Origin of the sequence: Pseudomonas fluorescens (genome assembly GCF_902497625.1) — a bacterium.
Taxonomy (GTDB): domain Bacteria; phylum Pseudomonadota; class Gammaproteobacteria; order Pseudomonadales; family Pseudomonadaceae; genus Aquipseudomonas; species Aquipseudomonas fluorescens_BQ.
Window position 1 is genome coordinate 56,399 of the sequence record NZ_CABVGX010000013.1, and the last position, 22,997, is coordinate 79,395.

Genomic DNA, 22,997 nt, shown 5'->3' on the forward strand with positions numbered 1-22,997 from the left:
GCTTTTGAGAGCGCTGCCCGCTCGCGAACGTGCGCAGCGCAGTCTACCGGCTCACCGATGCATCGGCGCAACAAAGCGGCTTTTCTCCACGCTGTAAATCTGCGGCTCATCGCTGTCGACAATCTTGAAGCCGATACTTTGCGAGCCGCTGCTCGGCTGTTGCAGGGTCATCGCCACCGACACCGGCACGTCGACGATCTCCCCTGGCGCCAGGCTCAGTTCGGTCTTGCCCTGCAACACAAAGCCATCGGCATCCTCCAGCGTCAGCCGGTAATCCTGCCGCTGCTGGGTCTTGTTGATGACTTTGAGGCTGTAGATGTTTTCGATCTGCCCTTGGCTGTTTTCCCGGAACAGACCGCGGTCCTTGCTCACGTCGAGCGAGACCATCGGCCGCTCTACCAAGCAAACCACCAGGGCCGCGATCATGATCAACAACACTGCGGTGTAGCCGATCAATCGGGGTCGCAGCAGATGAGTCTTGCCGCCCTGCAGCTCGCGTTCCGAGGTGTAGCTGATCAGCCCTGGCGCATAGCCCATTTTGTCCATGATCGAGTCGCAGGCGTCGATGCATGCAGCGCAACCAATGCACTCCATTTGCAGGCCATCGCGAATGTCGATTCCCGTGGGACAGACCTGCACGCAGAGCTGGCAGTCGATGCAATCGCCCAGGCCGATGTCGGTCGGCACTGCCTCACGCCTGCGCGGGCCACGGTTTTCACCGCGCGCCACGTCGTAGGAAATGGTCAGGGTGTCCTTGTCGAACATCACGCTCTGGAACCGTGCATACGGGCACATATGCATGCACACCGCTTCGCGCAACCAGCCGGCGTTGATGTAAGTCGCGCCGGTGAAAAACAACACCCAGAACAGGCTGACGCCGCTGATCTGCAAGGTCAACAGTGCTTCAGTGAGCGGGCGGATCGGCGTGAAATAGCCGACGAACGTCAGGCCGGTCAACAGACTGATGGCCAGCCACAAGGTGTGCTTTGCCAAGCGGCGCACCAGTTTGTTCGGACCCCAAGGCGCGGCTTGCAGCCTGATGCGCTGATTGCGTTCACCTTCAGTGATTTTTTCGCACCACATGAAGATCCAGGTCCAGGAGCTCTGCGGACAGGCGTATCCGCACCAGACCCGGCCAGCGAACACTGTTATTGCAAACAAACCGAACGCGGCAATGATCAACAATGCGGACAGCAGAATGAAGTCCTGTGGCCAGAAAGTTGCGCCGAAGATGTGGAATTTGCTTTCCGCCAGGTCCCAGAGCACCGCCTGACGATCACCCCAATCCAGCCATACCGTGCCAAAAAAAAGCAAAAACAGCAAACCCGCACCGGTGATGCGCACGTTGCGGAATAGTCCCTTGAAGCTGCGAGTGTGGATCAGGTTGTCGCTCGATTTAGCCTTGCTCGCTACATGCGAAGTCACATCGGTATTCAGGAATGCAGCGGGTTCTATCGTTCGGACGGGAATTCTTTCGCTCATGGTCTTCAGCTCATCAGCCTCCATCAGGCCTTTCGAACTATGAGCGTCGGACTGTTTACATAACAGACTCAGGTTTCACGTTAAAAAGCGGATCAGATGTGGACTGATCCGCTTGTTGCGGCGTTAAGACTCAGCACCGGTAACGGACGTTCAGGTGAAGGCTGCGCGGCGGCGGACGGTCAAACCACCGAATCACTGTCAGTCTCTTTCAAATTTTCGCGGCCGTCTTTCGCACCTGCTACGGTCAACATATCCACCTCGGCTTCAGTCAGGAAAATACGCCTTCCATCGACGTCGACCGCTGACATGCGCATGTCCGGGTCAGTAATGACGACAAGATCTTCAGCCAGACGAATTTCTTCGCCAGTGTCGGTGGTGAAAAACACTGTTTTATCCTGAGTACGAACGGCCATGGCAGGCATCCTTTTTTCAATGTTGATGATCTGTTAGGGCGTATCCGGGCAACATCGTTCTGTGCAACTGATTAAAGGTCGACGCGGTCCATGGTCTATCAATTCTGAATAGGAGGGCTTCATGGACGCTTGGTGGCACGAAGTTTGGGTAACGCTGCAAGCAGAATTCGCCGACATCGGCGATGCCTCTCAACTGACACGTATCACCGTCAGACTGTTGATGGCGGCATTGCTGGGCGGCATCCTCGGTTTTGAGCGAGAGCAAAAGGGCAAGGCGGCAGGCGTTCGGACCCATATGCTGGTAGCGATGGGTGCTGCGCTATTCGTCATGGTGCCGCAGATGTCCGGCTCGGAGGAAGACGCCATGAGCCGGGTATTGCAGGGTGTGATCGCCGGCATCGGCTTCCTGGGTGCGGGCACCATCCTGAAAAACGCTGAAGGCCAGGAAGGCCACGTCAAAGGCCTGACCACCGCGGCAGGCTTGTGGATGACTGCCGCCATCGGTGTGTCGGCCGGCATGGGCCGCGAAGCGACAGCGGTGGTGAGTACATTGCTGGCGCTGATGGTATTCAGCGTGATGCCGAAGATTGTGCGGATATTTGACAAGAACGGCGATCAGGACCGGCCGTAGCCGTCATCCATTCCCACGGCGGGCGTGGGAATGCTTTGGGCATTTATTCAGCTGCAACCACCACCGGCGGCATTGTATCCGGCGGATCCTCCCGCGGCGGTGGCGTAGTCCCCGGCGGTTCCTGCTCAGGCACTGGTTGCGGATCGGTCGGCGGAATCACCGGGTCGTCGATGTTTGGATCGGGCGTTTCTACCGGGTTGGGCAGGGTCATGGGTGAAGCCTCCTGATGGCACATGGCGTGAGACGTGCTTAAGTCGATTGACCCTCGCGCGAGGTAATTGATTCCCTCTACATCCGCGTGAACTTTTACTCACCCCATAGCTCGGAACCTAAGCGAGTTCATGACGGGGCAGACCGCTCTGTGAGAACGATTATTCAGACAATGAGCGTCCATGGGGCGTTAAGGAGAGATGCTCGATGACTGCTGAAAACACACCAGAACTGAACTACAACCCGCACATTCCGTTGGCCCAGGCATTGCTTTTGCCGCGCATCGCGATTGAAAACACCATGCCGATCCTTGATGGCGGGCAATTTGCCGTCAAGGCCGTGGTCGGCCAGGACGTGGTCGTCACCAGCAAGGTGTTTGCTGATGGCCACGACAAGCTGGCCGTGCGCATCCGCTGGCGTGCCGAGGGCGAAGAATCGTGGCAAAGCGAGGTCATGGAAGAGCTTGGCAATAATGGCTGGAAAGGCCGCTTTCACGTCGTTGAGCAGGGCCGCTACGTTTATTGCATCGAAGCCTGGATTGACCAGTTTGCGACGTTCCGCTACGAACTTGAGAAAAAGCATCTGGCTGCAGTGCCAGTGAGCCTGGAGCTGCAGGAAGGTCGAAATCACGTCCAGCAAGCGGCTGAGCGCACTGACGGTCAACTGAGCGAAGACCTGGCCGCGTTGCATCATGAACTGTCCGGGCTGCTCGAAACCGAGCAGGTCGCGCTGTTTCTGCACCAACGCAGCGCTGATTTGATGCAGCAGGCTGACCATCGCGCATTTGTCAGCCTCAGCCCTGAATTTCCGGTCGACGTCGAGCGCGACCTCGCACAGTTCGCCAGCTGGTATGAGCTGTTTCCGCGCTCGATCACGGATGATCCGGCTCGCCACGGCACCTTCAACGGCGTGCATGCGCGGTTGCCAATGATCCAGGACATGGGCTTCGACGTGCTGTATTTTCCGCCGATTCACCCGATCGGCCGCAGCTTCCGCAAGGGCCCGAACAACTCGTTGACCGCCGGCCCCGATGATCCGGGCAGCCCGTATGCGATCGGCAGCGAAGAGGGTGGTCACGAAGCAATCCATCCCCAGCTCGGCAGCCGCGAAGACTTCCGTCGATTGGTGGCGGCTGCGGCAGACCACGGCCTGGAAATCGCCCTGGACTTCGCCATCCAGTGTTCCCAGGATCACCCATGGCTCAAGCAGCACCCTGGCTGGTTCAACTGGCGGCCGGACGGCACGATCAAATATGCGGAAAACCCGCCGAAAAAATATCAGGACATCGTCAACGTCGACTTCTATGCCGCTGATGCGATTCCGAGCCTCTGGGTGGAGCTGCGCGACATCGTTTTGGGTTGGGTCGCAGAAGGTGTGAAGATTTTCCGTGTCGATAACCCGCACACCAAACCTTTGCCGTTCTGGCAGTGGCTGATTGCCGATGTGCGCGCGCTGCACCCGGAGGTGATCTTCCTTGCCGAGGCGTTTACCACGCCAGCGATGATGGCGCGCCTGGGCAAGGTCGGTTATTCCCAGAGTTACACCTATTTCACCTGGCGCAACACCAAATATGAACTCTCGACCTACCTGACCGAGTTGAACGAATCGCCATGGCGCGAGTGCTACCGGCCAAACTTCTTCGTCAACACGCCGGACATCAATCCGGCATTCCTGCATCAGTCCGGGCGCCCCGGTTTTCTCATTCGTGCGGCGCTGGCGACCATGGGTTCCGGATTGTGGGGAATGTATTCCGGGTTCGAGCTGTGCGAGTCGGCGCCCGTGCCGGGCAAAGAGGAATACCTCAACTCCGAGAAGTATGAGATCCGACCAAGGGATTTCACCGCACCGGGCAACATCATTGCCGAGATCGCTCAGCTCAACCGCATTCGCCGGCAAAATCCGGCGCTGCACACGCACCTGGGCCTGACGATCTACAACGCCTGGAACGACAACATTCTGTATTTCGGCAAACGCAGCGAGGATGGCAGCAACTTTATCCTGGTCGCGGTCAACCTTGATCCGAACAACGTGCAGGAAGCTAACTTCGAATTGCCACTTTGGGAAATGGGCCTGCCGGACGACGCCAGCACCCAAGGCGAAGATTTGATGAACGGCCATCGCTGGACCTGGCACGGCAAGTATCAGTTCATGCGGATTGATCCAGCCGTTCAGCCGTTCGGAATCTGGCGCATCACCGTTTAAAACCAAGACCTGTGGGCGAGCCTGCTCGCGATAGCGGTGTGTCAGGCAATACATGTGCTGAATGTACCACCGCCATCGCGAGCAGGCTCGCTCCCACAAGTAGATCTGATCGGTTCAGCGGCATTTTTCGAATTCAGCAGGAGTTTCAAATGGCGAAGAAATCCAATGGAGCTACCTTTATCAAGGACCCGCTCTGGTACAAGGACGCGGTGATCTATCAAGTACACGTCAAATCTTTTTTCGACTCCAACAATGACGGGATCGGTGACTTTCCCGGCCTGATCGCCAAACTCGATTACATCGCAGACCTCGGCGTCAATACTATCTGGCTGCTGCCGTTTTATCCCTCGCCACGTCGCGACGACGGTTACGACATAGCCGAATACCGTGGTGTGCACCCCGACTACGGCACCATGGCCGATGCCAAGCGCTTCATTTCCGAAGCGCACAGCCGTGGTTTGCGGGTGATCACCGAGCTGGTCATAAACCACACATCCGATCAACACGCCTGGTTTCAGCGCGCACGCAAAGCCAAAAAAGGTTCGGCGGCGCGGGACTTCTACGTGTGGTCCGATGACGATCACAAGTACGACGGCACGCGCATCATCTTTCTCGACACCGAAAAATCCAACTGGACCTGGGACCCGGTTGCCGAACAGTACTTCTGGCACCGTTTCTATTCTCACCAGCCGGATCTGAATTTCGACAACCCGCAGGTCATGAAGGCGGTACTGTCGGTCATGCGCTACTGGCTCGACATGGGGATTGACGGCCTGCGCCTGGATGCGATCCCGTACCTGATCGAGCGCGATGGCACCAACAACGAAAACCTGCCCGAGACCCACGACGTTCTCAAGCAGATCCGCGCCGAAATCGACGCCAATTATCCGGACCGCATGCTGCTGGCCGAGGCCAACCAATGGCCGGAAGACACGCAGCTTTATTTCGGCGACACCGATCAAGAAGGGCTCAACGGCGACGAATGCCATATGGCGTTCCACTTCCCGCTGATGCCGCGGATGTACATGGCGCTGGCTCAGGAAGACCGTTTCCCGATCACCGACATTTTACGCCAGACCCCTGAGATACCAGCCAATTGCCAGTGGGCAATCTTCCTGCGTAACCACGATGAACTGACGCTGGAAATGGTCACCGACAAAGAACGCGATTACCTGTGGAATTACTACGCGGCCGACCGTCGGGCGCGGATCAATCTGGGTATTCGCCGGCGCCTGGCGCCGTTGATGGAGCGTGACCGCCGCCGTGTTGAATTGCTTAACTCGCTGCTGCTGTCGATGCCGGGCACGCCGACGCTGTATTACGGCGACGAAATCGGTATGGGCGACAATATCTACCTCGGCGACCGCGATGGCGTGCGCACGCCGATGCAATGGTCGATCGATCGTAACGGCGGCTTCTCCCGCGCCGACCCGGCGAGCCTGGTGCTGCCACCGATCATGGACCCGCAATACGGTTATCTGTCAGTCAACGTCGAAACGCAGTCCGGCGATCCGCATTCATTGCTCAACTGGACGCGACGCATGCTTGCCGTGCGCAAACAGTCGAAAGCCTTTGGCCGCGGCACGATAAAAATGCTCTCGCCGAGCAACCGGCGAATTCTGGCCTATACCCGTGAATTCACGGCTGCCGACGGTACACACGAAATTATCCTGTGCGTGGCCAACGTGTCGCGCAGCGCGCAAGCGGCGGAATTGGACCTGTCGGCGTACGTCGGCATGGTGCCTGTGGAGATGCTCGGCGGCAATGCGTTCCCGCCGATTGGACAGCTGAATTTCCTCTTGACCCTGGCGCCTTACGGCTTTTATTGGTTCGGACTCGCTGCGGAGAACAAAATGCCCACCTGGCACGTAGAACCGGCGCAAAGCCTGCCGGATTTCACCACACTGGTGTTGAAAAAACGTATGGAAGAGCTGCTCGAGTCGCCGTCTCGCAACACGCTGGAGCAGAGCATCCTGCCAAACTGGCTGCAAAATAGGCGCTGGTTCGCCGGGAAGGATGCGGCGATCGAGAAGGTCAACCTTGCCTATGGCGTGCGTTTTGGCGATGCCGAGCATCCGGTGCTGTTGAGCGAAATCGAAGTCACCAGCGGCGGCCAGACCAGTCGTTATCAATTGCCTTTCGGCTTTATGGCTGATGATCAGGTCGGACCGGCGCTGCCACAGCAATTGGCGTTGTCTCGAGTCCGGCGCGGGCCGCAGGTCGGCTTGATCACTGACGCGTTCAGCCTTGAGAATTTCATCCGCACGGTGCTGCAAGGCATGCAGGACAACACCGTGTTGCCGTCGGATGGCGGCGAAATTCGTTTCGAGCCAACAGCAGAACTGGCCAAACTGGGCCTGACCGCTGAATCGGAAGTGCGCTATCTGTCCGCCGAGCAGTCCAACAGTTCGGTGGTGATCGGCAGCAGCATGGTGCTCAAGCTGATTCGCAAGGTCGCCTCAGGGGTGCATCCGGAACTGGAAATGAGTGCGTACCTGACCAATGCCGGCTTCAGCAACATTTCGCCATTGCTGGGCTCGGTGGTACGTCGCGATGCCCAGGGCGACGACAACTTGCTGATGATCGCCCAAGGCTATCTGAGCAATCAAGGCGATGCATGGGAGTGGACGCAGAACAATCTCGAACGAGCGCTGCGCGACGAACTGGCAGATGCCATGTCCGAGCAGGAACAGCATTACAACGCGCTCGGCGAATTGCGTGATTTCGCGGGCATGCTCGGTCAGCGCCTGGGCGAAATGCATCAGGTGCTGGCAGCGCCGACCGATGACGCGGATTTCGCGCCGCAGGTGACCAGCCAGAAAGATGCGGTGGCTTCGGCCAAGGACGTCGCGGCTCAGGTTGAGCGCGCGTTGAAACTGCTCAAGGAACACCAGCACGAATTGAACAGCGAAGACCAGGCCATGGTCACTCGGTTACTGGACAACAGGAAAGTCATCCTGGCTCATGTGCAGGAGCTCGGCAAAAAAGCCACCGGCGGCCTGCGTATCCGTGTCCACGGCGACTTGCACCTGGGTCAGGTGCTGGTGATCAAAGGCGATGCTTACCTGATCGATTTCGAAGGCGAGCCGGCTCGTCCACTGTCGGAACGTCGCGGCAAACACAGCCCGTACAAAGATGTCAGCGGCGTGCTGCGCTCATTTGATTACGCAGCGGCAATGGCGATCAACGTGCATAACGTCGATAACACCGATGAGGCACAGGCTGCACGTCAGCACGTGTCCGACCGTTATCTGGTTGAAGCAAAACAGGCCTTTGTCGACGCGTATCGGCTGGCGGCAGCTAATCTTGGTCATGCGTGGCAAGATCCGGAAGGCGAGGACGCTGCGCTTTCGTTATTCGGTCTGGAAAAGGCAGCCTACGAGGTGGCGTACGAAGCGGAAAATCGCCCCACCTGGTTGCCGGTGCCGTTGCATGGTTTGTCTGGATTATTAAGTGGGCTTAAACCCTTTTCCGAACTTGGTGGAGAATAGTCATGAGTTTCTCGAACAAGGAACAGGGTCACGCTCAAGAGGCGCTTTTACCCAATGCGCGAGACATCGACGCATTGGTACGCGCTGAGCATCACGACCCTTTCTCGATTCTCGGCCCCCATGGCGATAACGCCGGTGGGCAATTCATTCGGGCGTATTTGCCGGACGCATTGAGCGTGCAGGTGGTGGCCAAGGACACCGGGGAAGAGCTCGGCAACCTTGAGACCACGCAGACGCCGGGGCTGTTCGTCGGGCATTTCGACCGCGCGCAACCTTATCAACTTCGTGTTCGCTGGGCCGGTGGTGAACAGCTTTGCGAAGATCCTTACAGCTTCGGGCCGTTGCTTGGGGAAATGGACCTGTATCTGTTCGCCGAGGGCAACCACCGTGACCTGAGCAGTTGCCTCGGCGCGCAGCTGAAAACTGTCGACGGTGTGGACGGCGTGCGGTTCGCCGTGTGGGCGCCGAACGCAAAACGTGTTTCTGTGGTGGGCAATTTCAATAACTGGGACGGCCGTCGTCATCCGATGCGTTTGCGTCACCCGACCGGTGTCTGGGAATTGTTCATCCCGCGTCTGCAGGCGGGGGAGGCTTACAAATACGAAATCCTCGGTGCCCACGGCATTCTGCCGCTCAAGGCAGACCCGATGGCACTAGCGACCACGCTGCCACCGGATACCGCCTCGAAAGTGGCTGCACCGCTGAGCATCGAATGGCAGGACCACGCCTGGATGGAAGCGCGCCTTGAGCGTCAGAAGGCGAGCGCACCGCTGTCGATTTACGAACTGCACGCCGGGTCCTGGCAGTGTGAGCTCGACGATCTCGGCGAAGTAGCCCGTCAGTACACCTGGCACGAACTGGGCGAGCGGCTGATTCCGTACGTCAAGGAGCTGGGCTTTACCCACATCGAACTGATGCCGATCATGGAGCATCCGTTCGGCGGTTCGTGGGGCTATCAGTTGCTGTCGCAATTCGCCCCGAGTGCCCGTTACGGCTCGCCGGATGATTTTGCGGCATTCATCAATGCCTGCCACCAGGCAGATATTGGCGTCATTCTTGACTGGGTTCCAGCGCATTTCCCGACGGATACCCACGGCATGGCCCAATTCGACGGCACCGCGCTGTACGAATACGCTAACCCGCAGGAAGGCTTCCACCAGGATTGGGACACGCTGATCTACAACCTTGGCCGCACCGAAGTGCACGGCTACATGCTTGCTTCAGGCCTGCACTGGCTTAAGCATTTCCATATCGATGGCCTGCGGGTCGATGCGGTGGCGTCGATGCTGTATCGCGACTATTCGCGCAAAGCCGGCGAGTGGGTGCCGAACCGTCACGGCGGTCGCGAGAACCTCGAAGCCATCGACTTCCTGCGCCATCTGAATGATGTGGTCAACCTCGAAGCGCCGGGCGCGCTGGTGATTGCCGAGGAATCCACGGCATGGCCAGGCGTCAGCCAACCGACGCAACAGGGCGGGCTGGGTTTCGATTACAAATGGAACATGGGCTGGATGCACGATTCGCTGCACTACATCCAGCAGGATCCCGTGTACCGCGCGCATCATCACAACGAGCTGAGTTTCGGCCTGATGTACGCATGGTCCGAGCGCTTCATCCTGCCGATTTCTCACGACGAAGTGGTGCACGGCAAGCACTCGCTGATCGACAAGATGCCGGGCGACCGCTGGCAGAAATTCGCCAACCTGCGCGCCTACCTGAGTTTCATGTGGGGGCATCCGGGCAAGAAGCTGCTGTTCATGGGCTGCGAGTTCGGTCAGTGGCGTGAGTGGAACCACGATCAACAGCTCGACTGGTATCTGCTGCAATACCCGGAACACCAGGGTGTGCAAAAACTGGTGGCCGACCTCAACCAGCTCTACCGCGAAGAGCCGGCGCTGCATGATCAGGACCATAAACCGGCCGGCTTCCAGTGGCTGATTGGCGATGATGCCATCAACAGTGTTTATGCCTGGCTGCGTTGGAGTTCAGACGGCCGGCCGGTGTTGGTGGTGGCCAATTTCACGCCGATTCCACGTGAGGCTTATCGCATCGGCGTGCCGTTCGCCGGGCGCTGGACCGAGCTGATCAACAGTGATTCGGAGAAGTATGCCGGGTCGAATTACGGCAATGGTGGCGGGGCGTTTACTGAAGCACAACCGAGCCACGGGCAACCGGAGTCGCTGGTGTTGAATCTGCCGCCATTGGCGGTGTTGATGTTCAGACCTGAAGGTTAACGTCCAGGCCGTCTCGGGCCGCCATGCTTGTTGAAGCATGAGCGGCTCGGGATTGTGCCCGAACGGCGGTTGCTCGCGACTGCCTCACCAGCGCATCCTCACTCCGAGGCTGCCAATCAAACCGTTCAAATCGTTGTCATCGACATCGCTGCTGTAATCGGCGCTGACGTATAGACTGACAACGGGCGTCACTCTTGCAACCAATCCCAAACCCACTTCAACGGTCGATGATTTGCGGCTGCTGCTGATCTTGTCGACCTGATCGAGAGTCACGGTGTTGCCGGTATAAACCGTGTGCCACACGTTGGTCCGCAGATAGGGTTCGAAGCCCAGACCGTTGATGTCGTAACTCCCTTTCAATCGCGCACCGACCCGGCCGCTCCATGAGTTGAGGTCGCTGGTTGAAGCGTTGGCGGATCCGGCATACGGCCTGTCCAGAGTGATGCGTTGATTGATCAACTGCGCCTGGGGCTCGACCACCCAGTTCTCGCTCAAGCCAATCGGAAAACCACCTTCCACCGACAGGGTTACCGCGCTGCCTTCAGTCGCTTGACGGGCACCTTTTTCGTTGCGGCTGAACCCGTTGACCCGGCCGCCACTGGCCGTCAGATCCACGTGCCAGCCCTGAGGGCCGGTCAGGCTCCAGTAGGCGCCGACACTCTGACCCTGCACGTTGAGCGTGTCAGTTTGCGATCTGGCCTGAGCGCGATGGTTCAGCACTCCATTTCCGGTACCTTGAATCTGGCGGAGGCCGCTGACCAGACCGACCCGTTGGGTATGACCGCTGCCACTTTGCAGCGTCAGTATCGCCGGGCCTTTGGATTGGTCAGCACTCGAGAGAGTGGAAGCCTCGGTTTGGTCATCGATGTGTGCCTGACGTGAAGCTTGCCCGTAGAGCTGATCCCATGCGAATGGGCTGGCGTCTTCGGTGGTCAGCCGTGAACTGCGCAGGTCGGCTTGGGGGCTGAAGCGACCGGGCCATGCATTGCTAATGGCCGGAAGAGTGAACGAGGGGGCGGATTGGTCGTACCAAGGGGCGGATTCTTCCTCGACAGGCGCGGCCTGCATTTCCAGGGAAGAACATAGAAGGAGTGAACCCGATACGCTGCAAAAAGTAATTTTGATCTCTTGTGGCCCGAAGGAGTTTTTCATGGGGGTCTACCTTGCAATCGCATGCGCTGTCTCGCTCTGGCGTCTCTCCTACCCCGAATGAGGGGCGACCGAATGGATTGAGGCAAGCCGCTGACCGCCCGTTTTCGCGGGTGTCTGGGGGCTTGCCTCGGGTGTGATTCCGGGGGTAGTAAGGTGTAGCTAAGAAGACCGTAGACCCTGCGTCAAGAAAATGCCCGATAAGCGGCATTGATTTATCGGGACTTTCAAGTATCTGATCTGACGAGCTTCAGCAAGGGGTTGATAGCTGAGGAATTGACCATCTGCGCGCAATGGTGCGACTCGCTCACCGTCTCACCAGCTCATTCTGAGACCGGCATTCGCCGACGTCGCGCGCTGTTGATTACTGTCGATATTGAGACCGTAATCAATACCGGCGTAAACGCTGACCGATTCGGTAAGACTGACCACCGCGCCAAACCCGAGATCGGCCTGGGTAGATTTTTGTTCGGTGTCGATTTGGGTTGTGTCATCAAACGTGACCGAATCGGTGCCGGACATTGTGTGCCAGATGTTGGCTTGCACATACGGCGTCACTTTGCTTTGGCTCACTTCGTAGCTGCCCTCCAGTCGCATGCCGAGGCGGCCAGTCGTGGCGGCATCGGAATCGAACGTCACGCGCGAGATCCCGTCGTTCTGCGTGTCGAGGGAGACCTTCTGGTAGATCACCTGAGCCTGCGGCTCTATCAACCAATTGTCGGTTACGGCGAACGGCTGACCGACTTCCGCCGAGAAGGTTGTGACATGGCCGTCGTTGTCGATTTCCAGACCGCGTTCGGAACGGCTGTCACCGTCCAGCCAGGTGTGCATCGCCACCAGGTCCAGATAGCCGCCTAGTGGGTTAAGTAGAGTCCAGTACAGACCTGCGCTCTTACCTTCAATGTCGATCTTGCCCGCTCTTTTGCCTTCAAAGCCCTGGTTGAATCCGTCGACATCCCCGCGCAAGCGAGTGTCGGCGACAAAGACACCGCCGCGCTGGTTCAGTGTATTGGAAATCTGTGAAGCAAAAAGATCGTGGCCCACCTGGTAGCCGTTCAGGGAGCCGTCAAGTGTCGGCGTGACGGTGCCGGCCCAGGTTTGCTCGAAGTTTTCCCCATAAACCCGACCCCAGCCCGCGCTGAGCGCACCGGTTTCGGTAAGCAGACGCTGATCACCCTGGCGATCATGAAATGTGCCCAGGGCCGTCAGCGCCATTTGCGCTGCGGCCGGGGGCATCACCGACCAGGTTGGCACTTCCGGGCGGTAGGTGGGAATCGGAGCGGCGCCAGGGACCGCCGCTGGTAATACCGGTGGAGCCGCCACTACCGCTGGTAATGTGGGTGTCCCGGACGGTACAGCGGGCAGGGCCGGCGCTGGCACGGGAGCCTGCACCAGCGGTACCAGAATGGGTGGCAACGCTGGATCAGGGTTCGGTACAGCTACCAGAGGCGCAGCTACCACAGCAGATCTCAGGTAAAAACTGTTTTCACTGCCAGGCGTGACGCCGCCTTTGTACAGGTTGTAATCGAAGGCACCGGCGGAGATCGGAGCAGCGAGGGCGAATGCGCTGCTGTCGCTGACAGCCGTGCCCTGAGCCTCCACCACCTGAATGCCGTTTTGTTGGGTCAACGCGCCGAGCCCTCCCAGATTGGTGACGGTAATGGCGGTGCGGCCGGTCAAGGTGCCGTCGGCCACCACTAATTTATCGCTCGGGGAGCTGTCGTCACCCAGCACGGTTTGCAGAAACAGGCGGCCATTGTCGCCGACGTAATTACCTTGCACCGTCAGGGTGTCGTTTGTCCGGTTATTGCCAGTGCTCAGGTCGATCAACCCCGGCGTTGTTCAGGGTGGCGAGCTGGCCAGCGCTGAAGGCACTGATGCTGCCCTGAGCAGAGGTCAGCGTGCTGCTGCCGTCCATGTTGAATACGCCGGTGCCGCTAATGTTGTCGCCCATGCGAAAAACGCCGTCGAGATCGAAGCTGGAGCCGTTGTTCAGATTGACCGTTTCCCAGTTGACGTAGCGTTGCGCACCCGCCGACGACGTGCCGTCGAAGGTCAATACATCGATGCCCGTGCCGCCGTTGATACTCGGCGTGGGAGCGAGTGCAGTTTCATTCAGGTTGCGCAGTGTTGCGCTGTCGTTGCCGGCCTCCAGCAGAATCGCTGAGAGAACCGTGCCGCCGTTGCCCCAGACAAACGTGTCATCGCCCGCACTCGCGCGGATTTCGCCCGCGATTTCGCCGCCTGTCAGTGTGATGCTGTCGTTGCCGCCGCTGACCGACACATTGCCGCCAATGCGGCCACCGGAGATGATGATGGTGTCGGTACCGAACCCGCTCACCAGGTTGCCGAAAATCTCGCCGCCCGAAAGGTCGAACAGATTGTTATCGAGCTTCATGTCGACCCGGCCAATCGTACCGGCGGTCATCCGTGCGCTGTCACCATCCTCAAATGCGCCGGTGATGGTGCCCCCGTTCATTTCGAAGGTGTCGCGACTATCGCCTTGGGCCAGAGACTGGATAACGCCACCGTTCATGACGAAATCGTCAATGCCATTACCCTGGGTGACCGCCCCGGCGATCTGCCCGGCGTTGATCGTGAATCTATCGGCGCCGTCGCCTTGAGCCAGTGCGCCATTCACAATCCCGGAGTTCATGGTGACGGTGTCATTGCCGCCTCCAAAGGTCACGCTGCCGTCCACAACGCCGGTACCGTTTGCCGGAAAGGTCAGGCTGTTGTTGCCGAGCAAATCAGTCAGCGCACCGCTACTTGCGCTGTCACACACGTAGTTGTCGTTGCCGGCGGTAGGTATGAGCGTGCAAGCCGCCTGCACAGGTTGCGACCAGGCGGTGCACAGCCAGATGGATGCAGCCAAAGTGCTGTAGCGATAATGGGGCAGCAGATTCGAAGAGTTCATGGTTATCTCCGCAAGTGAGTGGCGTCCATACCTGACGCTTACTGAGTGTCATCGGTGAATTCATCAGCACGGTTTGCCGGACAGCTACGGATACATGACTACCCGAGACGACAGACTTCGGCGACATCGACTACGGTGTTTCACGGGTCCCCGAAATGAACTGACGAGGACGATTTACCCTAGCAATAGAAGTCGGCATTCCTACTGACACAAATCACAGTAGCCCATTCATCGGGATTTGCCTCAAAGATGCACTTCCACTGCCAGTGGCAAGTGATCCGACAAGTGCGTCCAGGGCTTATTGCCCAGTATTCGCGGGTTGTGACTGCTGGCGTTGCGTAAGTAGATTCGGTCCAGTCGTAATAGGGGGAAGCGTGCCGGATAGGTTTTCGCCGGGCGGCCGTTTTGACGTTCAAATACCTCGTGCAGATAATTGCGGCGGGCGAGGGTGGCGTTGCCTTGCAGTTGCCAGTCGTTGAAGTCGCCGGCGATGATTACCGGTGCATCGTCGGGCAAGGATTCGAGCAGTTGGCACAACAGCTGAAGCTGTAACTGGCGGTGGCTTTCCAGCAGGCTCAAGTGCACGCAGATTGCATGGACCTCGGCGTGTCCTGGCACGTCCAGAATGCAATGCAGCAGCCCGCGACGTTCCGGCCCTGTAATGGAGACATCCAGGTTGCGATATTCGCGGATGGGGTATTTCGAAAGCAGTGCATTACCGTGGTGGCCGTCGGGGTAGACGGCGTTGCGGCCATAGGCAAAGTCGCTCCACATACTGTCGGCGAGGAATTCGTATTGCGACGTTTGCGGCCAGTCATCAAAGCGGTTGGAGTGGCGCTCATGTTCGCCGACCACTTCCTGCAGAAACACCAGATCGGCGGAAGTACTGCGCACTGCCTCACGCAGTTCCGGGAGGATGAAGCGCCTGTTGAACGCCGTAAATCCTTTGTGAGTGTTGACCGTCAGCACCCTGAGTCGATGAATCGCCGGTGGCGCATCCGGCTCTGCGGGCTCGATAACTTGCGGCTTGGAATCACTGGTCACGTTCACTCCTCTGAATCAGGCTTGCTTATGCATGCGACTGATACGCGGGCGAGCAGTTCAGCGTGATTCGTCGTGCCGCCCGCACCTCCCCCAAACGCCGCAAGCCCATGTAGCAGCCGTCGAGCCCGCGAGGCTGCGGCCACCAAGCGACCCAATCGATGTAGCAGCTGCCGAGCCCGCGAGGCTGCGTCCCACCAGGTATCGACCCAATCGATGTAGCAGCTGCCGAGCCTGCGAGGCTGCGTCGAGGCCGAAGGACTCGCTGCACCAGACGACTCAGTGTGTCAGGTGAATCGCGTCGGCCGGTATTAGGGCTCCTGCGTCCGAACCCGCGCGAGCAGGCCGCAGCCCTCGCAGCTGAAGTCTACACACGCAGCCTCGCAGGCTCGGCAGCTGCTACAGGTGGTGAGTCAGACGAAGACGATTTCGTAGGGCAAGCGCATGCGTTCCAGCAGAACCGGCGGTATCGACGCAATCGACGTAGCAGCTGCCGAGCCCGCGAGGCTGCGTCGAGGCCGAAGGACTCGCTGCACCAGACGACTCAGTGTGTCAGGTGAATCGCGTCGGCCGGTTTAAGGGCTCCTGCGTCCGAACCCGCGCGAGCAGGCCACAACCCACGCAGCCCACGCAGCCTCGCAGGCTCGCAGGCTCGACAGCTGCTACACACGCAGCCTCGCAGGCTCGGCAGCTGCTACAGGTGGTGAGTCAGACGAAGACGATTTCGTAGGGCAAGCGCATGCGTTCCAGCAGAACCGGCGGTATCAACGGTGCGAGGCCGATGGCCGGATCACCGTCCAGCTGGGTGGCGTAAGCGTGGGTAGCGTGGCTTTTACGCGCCACAGTCCAGGTGTCGAGGCGCAGCTTGCGCGCGCGATGCCAGGGAATGTGCGTGTGATCGCGTGCCGGCCGGTGCCAGGCCCATACGGGTACTTCGTTGAATGTCGCGCCGACTGAGTCGGCGGCCCGGGCGGCAGCACGACCCACGGCTGCTTGATCGGGATGGCCGTCTTCAGACCACGTTGTGAACACCACGTCATCGGCTCGCAGGTAGCGCGCGATAAATTGCGCCAGCTCAGCTTCACGTTCATTCAAGGCATTGTCGGTAAAACCGCCGCGAATCCATTTCAAACTGTGCATCGGCAAGCCAAGCCGGCGCAGGGCTTCGACACTTTCCTGCGGCCGGAATACGCTGAGACGTTTTTCCGACCACTGGCGCGAGCCAGGGTGACTGGCACTGCCATCGGTGATCGAGATGAGTTGCAGTGGATGGCCCAGCGCGCTGAGCAATTGCAGCAGCCCGCCGCAGGTCACCACTTCATCACCGGGATGGGGCGCGATGAATACTGCCCGTGCCCCCGGCGGGACAAGGTTGCGGGTACTGATGACGGGGATGTTGTCGAGCTGGGCGGCGTGGTTCCAGATTTGTCCGGGGAGGCTGGTGTCACTGATGGAAACGGGTTTCATCGGTCTACATCCTTGTGTCGATTGAGCCGGGGCGCCGCGCTCCAAACCATGGATTGCGGAAGCAGAGTATTACTCAAGTAACGCTATTCGTCGCCCTGATGTTCTACCCGTTTCGTTTTTTAGCCGACCTGAAGCATCCCCCGCAGATAATCACCGAAACCGCCCCGAGCCCGTGCGTCGAGGCGGGCGCTGGTCAGCACCTGCGGGCGGTGACTCCAGGCGATCGTTGCGCCGCAGCGTTCAAGCTGGCGCACCAGCTGCACATCTTCATGGCAGGCCAGAGGCTCAAACCCGCCGGCGCGCCTGTAGGCATCGGCGCTGATGCCCAGGTTGGCGCCGTGAATATGCCGGTGGTCTTCACGAGCCTGATAATGCTGGTGATAACGAATCTGCGCCGCTTCATCGAACGATTCGTGCCACGTCTCCACCGTGACCGTGCCGCACACGGCGTCAGTGCCAAGGGCCAATTGCGCCACCAGCCAATCGTGGGCCACCCTGCTGTCGGCGTCAGAGCAGGAAATCCATCGCGCACCACGCTCCAGCAAAAATCGCGCGCCTGCTGCGCGCGCCTCGCCGACATTACGCGCCTGGATCACCAGGCTGTGCACCGGGTAACTTTTGACGATCTCCAGCGAACGATCGGTGCAACTGTCCAGCACCACCAGCACTTCAACATCTTCACCGTTCAATAAATCATGCCGCGCCGCCAGCAATGCGGCCTGAAGGCATTCTTCGAGCAATGCCTCCTCATTGTGTGCCGGGATCAGAATTCCAATCATCGCAAACCCTCAAGTGCGGCAACGGAGCGCGGTTCACGGCTCCAGACTTCCAATAGAAAATCAGCTTCCTGATGCAAAACCAGGCGCGGCAGGTGCAGATGCTCGTGCAACTGGTCGTGCACTTGACGGGCGTTGAGCGGGCAGCCCTCAATAGGCGGGCGCCAATGACAGGCGATTAGTTGGCCATCAGCCGTCAGGGACTGCGCGGCGTGTTGGATCAAGCGGGTCAGATCGTCGGCATCCAGGTAATAGCCGACTTCGCTCAACACGATCAGGTCGAACTGCTCGTTCGGCCAGTCTTCCGGCAAGCGGCCCTTGCGAATCTCGGCGTGATCAAACAGGCTCAGACGCGTGCGCGCCAGACTGACTGCCGCTGCAGCGGTGTCATAACACAGCAAACGATCGCAGCGGCCGGCCAGTTCCGCACTCAGCTCACCGTTGGCACAGCCGGGCTCGAAGATGGCGCGATACCGGGGTCGGGGCAGGGCGGCCAGGGTGATGGCGCGTTTGCGTTGCTCATACCAGCGCTGGCGAAACGACCAGGGATCGTCGTTGCCTGCAAAGAGACCGTCGAAATAGCGATCGTCGACACTCATATGAACACCACCTCGAATGGCTGCAGCAAACGATCGACCACGTTAGGTGCAAGCACCGGCGGCAGACCCACCAGCGGATCGCCTTCCAGTTGGCTGGCGAAGGCGTGAATCGCGTGACGCTTGCGTGCGACCAGAGGCGCGCTCAGGAGAATCTTGCGTGCCCGCTCCCACGGCACCGCGCGATCTTCCGGCGCTGCCCAGTGCCAGGTCCACACGGGCAATTCGAGCAGGGTGGCCCCCACGCGTCGCGCTGCTTCGGCACTGGCGCGGCCCACGGCTTCATGATCGCAATGGCCGTCCTCACGCCAGGTGGTGAACACCACATCGTCCGGGCGCAGATAGCGTTCAATGAAATCGCACAGCTCGGCCTCGCGTGCTGCCACCTGACTGTCGGCAAAGCCACCGCGCAACCATTTCAGGCTGTGCAACGGCAGACCCAACCGGCGCAATGCCTCGGCGGACTCTTGCGGGCGTACGGTGCTCAAGCGTTCGACTGGCCAGCTCGCGGAACCGGGATGACTGGCGCTGCCATCGGTCACCGAAATCAGCTGCAATGGCCGACCAGCCGCCGCAAGAATCTGCAGGAGCCCGCCACAGCCCAGCACTTCATCGTCGGGGTGCGGGGCGATAATGACTGCGCGCGAACCTTCCGGCACCAGCTGCAGAATGTCGGTATCGGGCAGCTGCGCCAATTGGCTCGAGCGTTGCCACTGATGCAACGACGTGCCCTGACCGACGATTGGATTGTTTTTCATAACGTCCATGTTCCACTGAGTACTTTTTCGCCAAGCGCTGCAAGGTCTCGTTCGGCATGACTTTGACGGAGGAAGACCGGCAAATCGGCGATCATCCGAGCGAAATGCCGATCCTTGCAATAAGGGCCTGCACCGAGGGCATGGCCGACGTGCAAAATCACTTGCTCGGCGGCCTGTTCAACCACGGCGCGAGCGCGACGGGCCAACAGTTCAGCATTGTCTAAAGGCGCGGCATCAATGGCCTGTGCGCCGATTCTCAAAACATCAGCCGCCGCTTGCAACGCGCAGTCGACGGCGCCTAGATGAGCAAGAGCATGGGGTTCTGGACGTAACCTGCAATGACTGCGCAAGCGTTCGGCAAGGCTTTGTGCGGCACCGTACCAGCAGGCGGCGATACCAATGCCGCCTTGCCAGAAACCGGGTCGATGCAGGTAATCGCCGGGCTGTCCGATGGCCTTTGCCTGAGCCCCATCGAACAGCACCTCGACACTGCCCGTCGCGCCCATGCCGACTGCATGCCAACCTTGATCGGTAACGTTCACGCCGGGTTGATCCAGCGCAACCGCCACCAGTTGCTGACGGCCCTGATCATCCCAAGCGGTCAGCAAGGCATTACTCAATACTGCGGCGCCCGAACACCAGGCCTTGCGGCCATTCAGCGTAACCAGATGGCCTTGCGGGATGACGCGAACACGAGCGTCTGGTGGTTCGGCGGCCCACATGCCCCACGTGCTGCCTGGGGTAGGCGAACCACCGAGTTGCTGGACAATCGCCAGCGCGTCGGTATGGCCTTCGTACAGTTTGCACAGCGCCAGATCATGCCCGGCAACCTCGGCCAAGCGCTGGAAACGTTCCAGCGTTTGACCGTTACCGGGCAACGGGAGCTGATCGAGACCTGCCTCGACCATTTCCCGCAGGCATTGCCCTAACGCATCGGCGTCAGGGTAATCCGGTGAACGACGCAGCAGAAATGCACTGAGGTCCATTTCACTCTTCTTCCTCATGCTGCAGTTCGAACAACAGTAACGAACGGCCGGTGACCGAATATTCGTGGCCGAACTCGAAGCGCTCCTGGCCTCGAATCGACGGTTGATTGGTGTCGATCATGCAGGTCCAGAATCCACCGTCCGGGACTTCAGGCAAAGTGAAATTGACCACGTCGTGGTGCGCATTGACTACCAGCAACAGGGTCGCATCGGCACCCTTGCGGCGAATCCCGGTTTCCTGCGCTCGGCCATCCATCAACATGCCCAGGCATTTGCCGTGCGCGTCTTCCCATTGTTCGATGGACATTTCTTCGCCACTTGGCGCGAGCCAGGTGACATCCTTGACGCCGATGTCCTCGTTGTAATTGCCCACCAGGAAGCGACCACGACGCAGGATCGGGTAGGTCAGGCGCAGCTTGATCAGACGCTTGACGAATTTGAGCAGGGCTTTGCCATCATCGCTGAGATCCCAATTGACCCAACCGATATCGCTGTCCTGGCAGTAGGCGTTGTTGTTGCCATCCTGAGTGCGCGCAAATTCATCGCCGGCCAGAATCATCGGCGTGCCTTGCGAGAGCAATAGCGTGGCAAAGAAGTTGCGCATCTGCCGCTGGCGCAGCTCGTTGATTTCCGGGTCGTCAGTCGGGCCTTCGGCGCCATGGTTCCAGGACAGGTTGTTGTTGCTGCCGTCCTGGTTATTTTCGTCGTTGGCCTCGTTGTGCTTGTCGTTATACGACACCAGGTCATTAAGCGTGAAGCCGTCGTGCGCAGTGATGAAATTCACCGACGCATACGGACGTCGCCCGCGCTGGTTGAACATCTCCCCAGAGGCCGTCATGCGGCTGGCGAAGTCGGCCAGTTGGCCTTCATCACCTTTCCAGAAAGCGCGCACGGTGTCGCGATACTGGTCATTCCACTCAACCCAGCCCGGAGGGAAGCCGCCCACCTGATATCCACCGGGACCGCAATCCCAAGGCTCGGCAATCATTTTCACCTGGCGCAATACCGGGTCCTGACGGCAGGCAACGAGGAAACTGTGACGCTCGTCGAAGCCATCGTGGTAGCGACCGAGAATGGTCGCCAGGTCGAAGCGGAAACCGTCCACATGCATTTCCGTGGCCCAGTAACGCAGCGAATCGGTGACCATTTGCAGCACGCACGGGTGACTCAGATCGAGGGTGTTGCCGGTGCCGGAATCGTTGATGTAGTAACGTTTGTCGTCCGGCATCAAGCGGTAGTAAGAGGCGTTGTCGATGCCGCGCATGGAGAGGGTCGGGCCCTGCTCGTTGCCCTCGGCGGTGTGGTTGTAGACCACGTCGAGAATCACTTCCAGATTGGCTTCGTGCAGATGCGCAACCATCTCCTTGAACTCGGCAATCTTGCCGCTGGCGAGATAGCGCGGGTCCGGGGCGAAAAACGCGATGCTGTTGTAGCCCCAGTAGTTGGTCATGCCCTTGTGCAGCAAGTGCTGGTCATTGACGAATGCGTGGATGGGCAGCAACTCAACCGACGACACGCCAAGCTTGCGGATGTGTTCCAGCACGTCATCGACCATCAACCCGGCGAAAGTGCCGCGCACATTCTCTGGGACGGACGGGTGACGCATGCTGATGCCGCGTACGTGAGTCTCATAAATGATGGTTTTGTCCCACGGCACGCTGACGCGCTGATCGTTGCCCCAGGTGTGAGCCGGGTCGATCACTTTGCACTTGGGTACAAACGGCGCACTGTCGCGCTCATCGAAGCTGAGGTCGGCATCCGGGTGGCCGATGGTGTAGCCGAACAGGGCTTCGGACCATTTGAGCTCGCCAACCAGTTGTTTGGCATACGGGTCGATCAACAGCTTGTTGTGGTTGAAGCGATGGCCGTTTGCCGGGTCATATGGACCGTAGACGCGGTAGCCATAAATCATTCCGGGATGGGCGTCGGGCAGGTAGCCGTGGTAGATCTCGTCGGTGTATTCCGGCAGCTCGATGCGCTCAAGCTCGATCTCGCCCGAATCATCGAAGATGCACAATTCAACCTTGGTGGCGTTAGCGGAGAACAAGGCGAAGTTGACCCCCAGACCATCCCAGGTCGCGCCTAACGGGAAGGGTAAACCTTCACGAATGCGCGAAGGCTCGGCCTTGGTTTCCGGCGCGGTTTTTTTTGGACTGCTGCTCATAGGTGCTCCTGCAAATAGGGGGCTGACGCTGTTCGATGTCGAAGTGCGTGATACACGGCTCGGGTTTTTTCGAGGACGAGCGAAACCTCGGTGGCGAGCGCACTCGCCACGAGTCATTCAGGGCAAAGGTGTGAGCGCGTCAGACCGCAGGCGGTTTACGCGCGGCGCGAGGCTTTTTTTCGGCAGCTTTTTCACCTGGTGGAACGATCGAAGAAGCTGCTGCCGGCTTCTTGGCCTTGGCTTTCGTTTCAGCGCCTTTGCCGTCGATTACTTTGCTGTCCGCCTTTTTCGCGGGGATCTTGCCAGCCGATTTACTACCAGCCGCCTTGGGCGATTTGCTCGGCGCCAGTGCTTCGGCCTCTGCGAGCTTGCGAGCCATTTCCCAGTGACGGGCTTCCTGTCCCTCCGGTTTGCCTTCCGACTCCCAGATTTGGTAAGCAAATTCTCGAACGCGTTTATCGTCAGTACTCATCGCATTGC

General features: G+C 59.2%; 16 protein-coding genes and 1 pseudogene. 4 read left to right on the forward strand and 13 right to left on the reverse strand.

From position 1 onward, the window contains the following. Positions 1 to 51: 51 nt before the first annotated feature. Together ccoG and F8N12_RS10450 are read right to left on the reverse strand one after the other, a co-directional pair. Positions 52 to 1,482 (reverse strand): cytochrome c oxidase accessory protein CcoG, encoded by a 1,431-nt coding sequence (gene ccoG / locus F8N12_RS10445; protein WP_150580352.1) that lies wholly within the window; start codon positions 1,480 to 1,482, stop codon positions 52 to 54. Between the two features lie 179 nt (positions 1,483 to 1,661). Next, positions 1,662 to 1,895, reverse strand: a complete 234-nt coding sequence (locus tag F8N12_RS10450; RefSeq protein WP_150580353.1) for a DUF3203 family protein — start codon at positions 1,893 to 1,895, stop codon at positions 1,662 to 1,664. A gap of 121 nt (positions 1,896 to 2,016) precedes the next feature. On the opposite strand from F8N12_RS10450, the gene F8N12_RS10455 reads away from it, so the two are divergent. Then, entirely contained in the window at positions 2,017 to 2,526 is a 510-nt protein-coding gene (locus tag F8N12_RS10455) for an MgtC/SapB family protein (RefSeq protein ID WP_150580354.1), read from the forward strand. 43 nt (positions 2,527 to 2,569) lie between these two features. Here the strand turns inward: F8N12_RS10455 and F8N12_RS27605 are convergent, their stop codons facing one another. Further along, on the reverse strand, positions 2,570 to 2,737 hold the full coding sequence (locus F8N12_RS27605; protein ID WP_177326947.1) for a hypothetical protein: 168 nt from the start codon (positions 2,735 to 2,737) through the stop codon (positions 2,570 to 2,572). 206 nt (positions 2,738 to 2,943) lie between these two features. Between F8N12_RS27605 and F8N12_RS10460 the strand changes: the two genes are divergently transcribed. From F8N12_RS10460 to glgB, 3 genes are all read left to right on the forward strand, one after another. Beyond that, on the forward strand, positions 2,944 to 4,938 hold the full coding sequence (locus F8N12_RS10460) for an alpha-1,4-glucan--maltose-1-phosphate maltosyltransferase (RefSeq protein ID WP_150580355.1): 1,995 nt from the start codon (positions 2,944 to 2,946) through the stop codon (positions 4,936 to 4,938). A gap of 149 nt (positions 4,939 to 5,087) precedes the next feature. Continuing rightward, the gene (gene treS, locus F8N12_RS10465; protein WP_150580356.1) at positions 5,088 to 8,429 is read left to right on the forward strand and encodes a maltose alpha-D-glucosyltransferase; all 3,342 of its coding nucleotides are present in this window, start codon (positions 5,088 to 5,090) and stop codon (positions 8,427 to 8,429) included. 2 nt (positions 8,430 to 8,431) lie between these two features. Next, a complete protein-coding gene (glgB, locus tag F8N12_RS10470; RefSeq protein WP_150580357.1) occupies positions 8,432 to 10,663 on the forward strand; it encodes a 1,4-alpha-glucan branching protein GlgB in 2,232 nt (743 codons plus the stop codon). A gap of 84 nt (positions 10,664 to 10,747) precedes the next feature. On the opposite strand, the gene F8N12_RS10475 is transcribed toward glgB, so the two are convergent. The 10 genes and pseudogenes from F8N12_RS10475 to F8N12_RS10520 form a co-directional block, all read right to left on the reverse strand. Continuing rightward, positions 10,748 to 11,815, reverse strand: coding sequence for an autotransporter outer membrane beta-barrel domain-containing protein (locus F8N12_RS10475; RefSeq protein ID WP_150580358.1), 1,068 nt, complete (start codon positions 11,813 to 11,815; stop codon positions 10,748 to 10,750). Between the two features lie 312 nt (positions 11,816 to 12,127). Beyond that, positions 12,128 to 14,729, reverse strand: a pseudogene (locus F8N12_RS10480) (autotransporter outer membrane beta-barrel domain-containing protein). Positions 14,730 to 14,972: 243 nt separating this feature from the next. Continuing rightward, the gene (locus tag F8N12_RS10485; protein WP_150580359.1) at positions 14,973 to 15,773 is read right to left on the reverse strand and encodes an endonuclease/exonuclease/phosphatase family protein; all 801 of its coding nucleotides are present in this window, start codon (positions 15,771 to 15,773) and stop codon (positions 14,973 to 14,975) included. Positions 15,774 to 16,478: 705 nt separating this feature from the next. Further along, complete coding sequence (locus tag F8N12_RS10490) at positions 16,479 to 17,237, reverse strand: PIG-L deacetylase family protein (protein WP_150580360.1); 759 nt, start codon at positions 17,235 to 17,237, stop codon at positions 16,479 to 16,481. A gap of 119 nt (positions 17,238 to 17,356) precedes the next feature. Continuing rightward, positions 17,357 to 18,016, reverse strand: a complete 660-nt coding sequence (locus F8N12_RS10495; RefSeq protein ID WP_150580361.1) for a glycosyltransferase — start codon at positions 18,014 to 18,016, stop codon at positions 17,357 to 17,359. Next, positions 18,013 to 18,612: an SAM-dependent methyltransferase gene (locus tag F8N12_RS10500; RefSeq protein ID WP_150580362.1), complete on the reverse strand. Its 600-nt coding sequence runs from the start codon at positions 18,610 to 18,612 to the stop codon at positions 18,013 to 18,015. Before F8N12_RS10500 ends, F8N12_RS10495 begins: the two co-directional genes overlap by 4 nt. Continuing rightward, positions 18,609 to 19,367 (reverse strand): PIG-L deacetylase family protein, encoded by a 759-nt coding sequence (locus F8N12_RS10505; RefSeq protein ID WP_150580363.1) that lies wholly within the window; start codon positions 19,365 to 19,367, stop codon positions 18,609 to 18,611. Before F8N12_RS10505 ends, F8N12_RS10500 begins: the two co-directional genes overlap by 4 nt. Then, on the reverse strand, positions 19,364 to 20,353 hold the full coding sequence (locus F8N12_RS10510; protein WP_150580364.1) for an acyl-CoA dehydrogenase: 990 nt from the start codon (positions 20,351 to 20,353) through the stop codon (positions 19,364 to 19,366). Before F8N12_RS10510 ends, F8N12_RS10505 begins: the two co-directional genes overlap by 4 nt. 1 nt (position 20,354) lies before the next feature. Then, entirely contained in the window at positions 20,355 to 22,517 is a 2,163-nt protein-coding gene (glgX, locus tag F8N12_RS10515) for a glycogen debranching protein GlgX (RefSeq protein WP_150580365.1), read from the reverse strand. A 139-nt stretch (positions 22,518 to 22,656) separates the two neighbouring features. Further along, the gene (locus F8N12_RS10520; protein WP_150580366.1) at positions 22,657 to 22,989 is read right to left on the reverse strand and encodes a DUF2934 domain-containing protein; all 333 of its coding nucleotides are present in this window, start codon (positions 22,987 to 22,989) and stop codon (positions 22,657 to 22,659) included. Positions 22,990 to 22,997 lie beyond the last annotated feature (8 nt).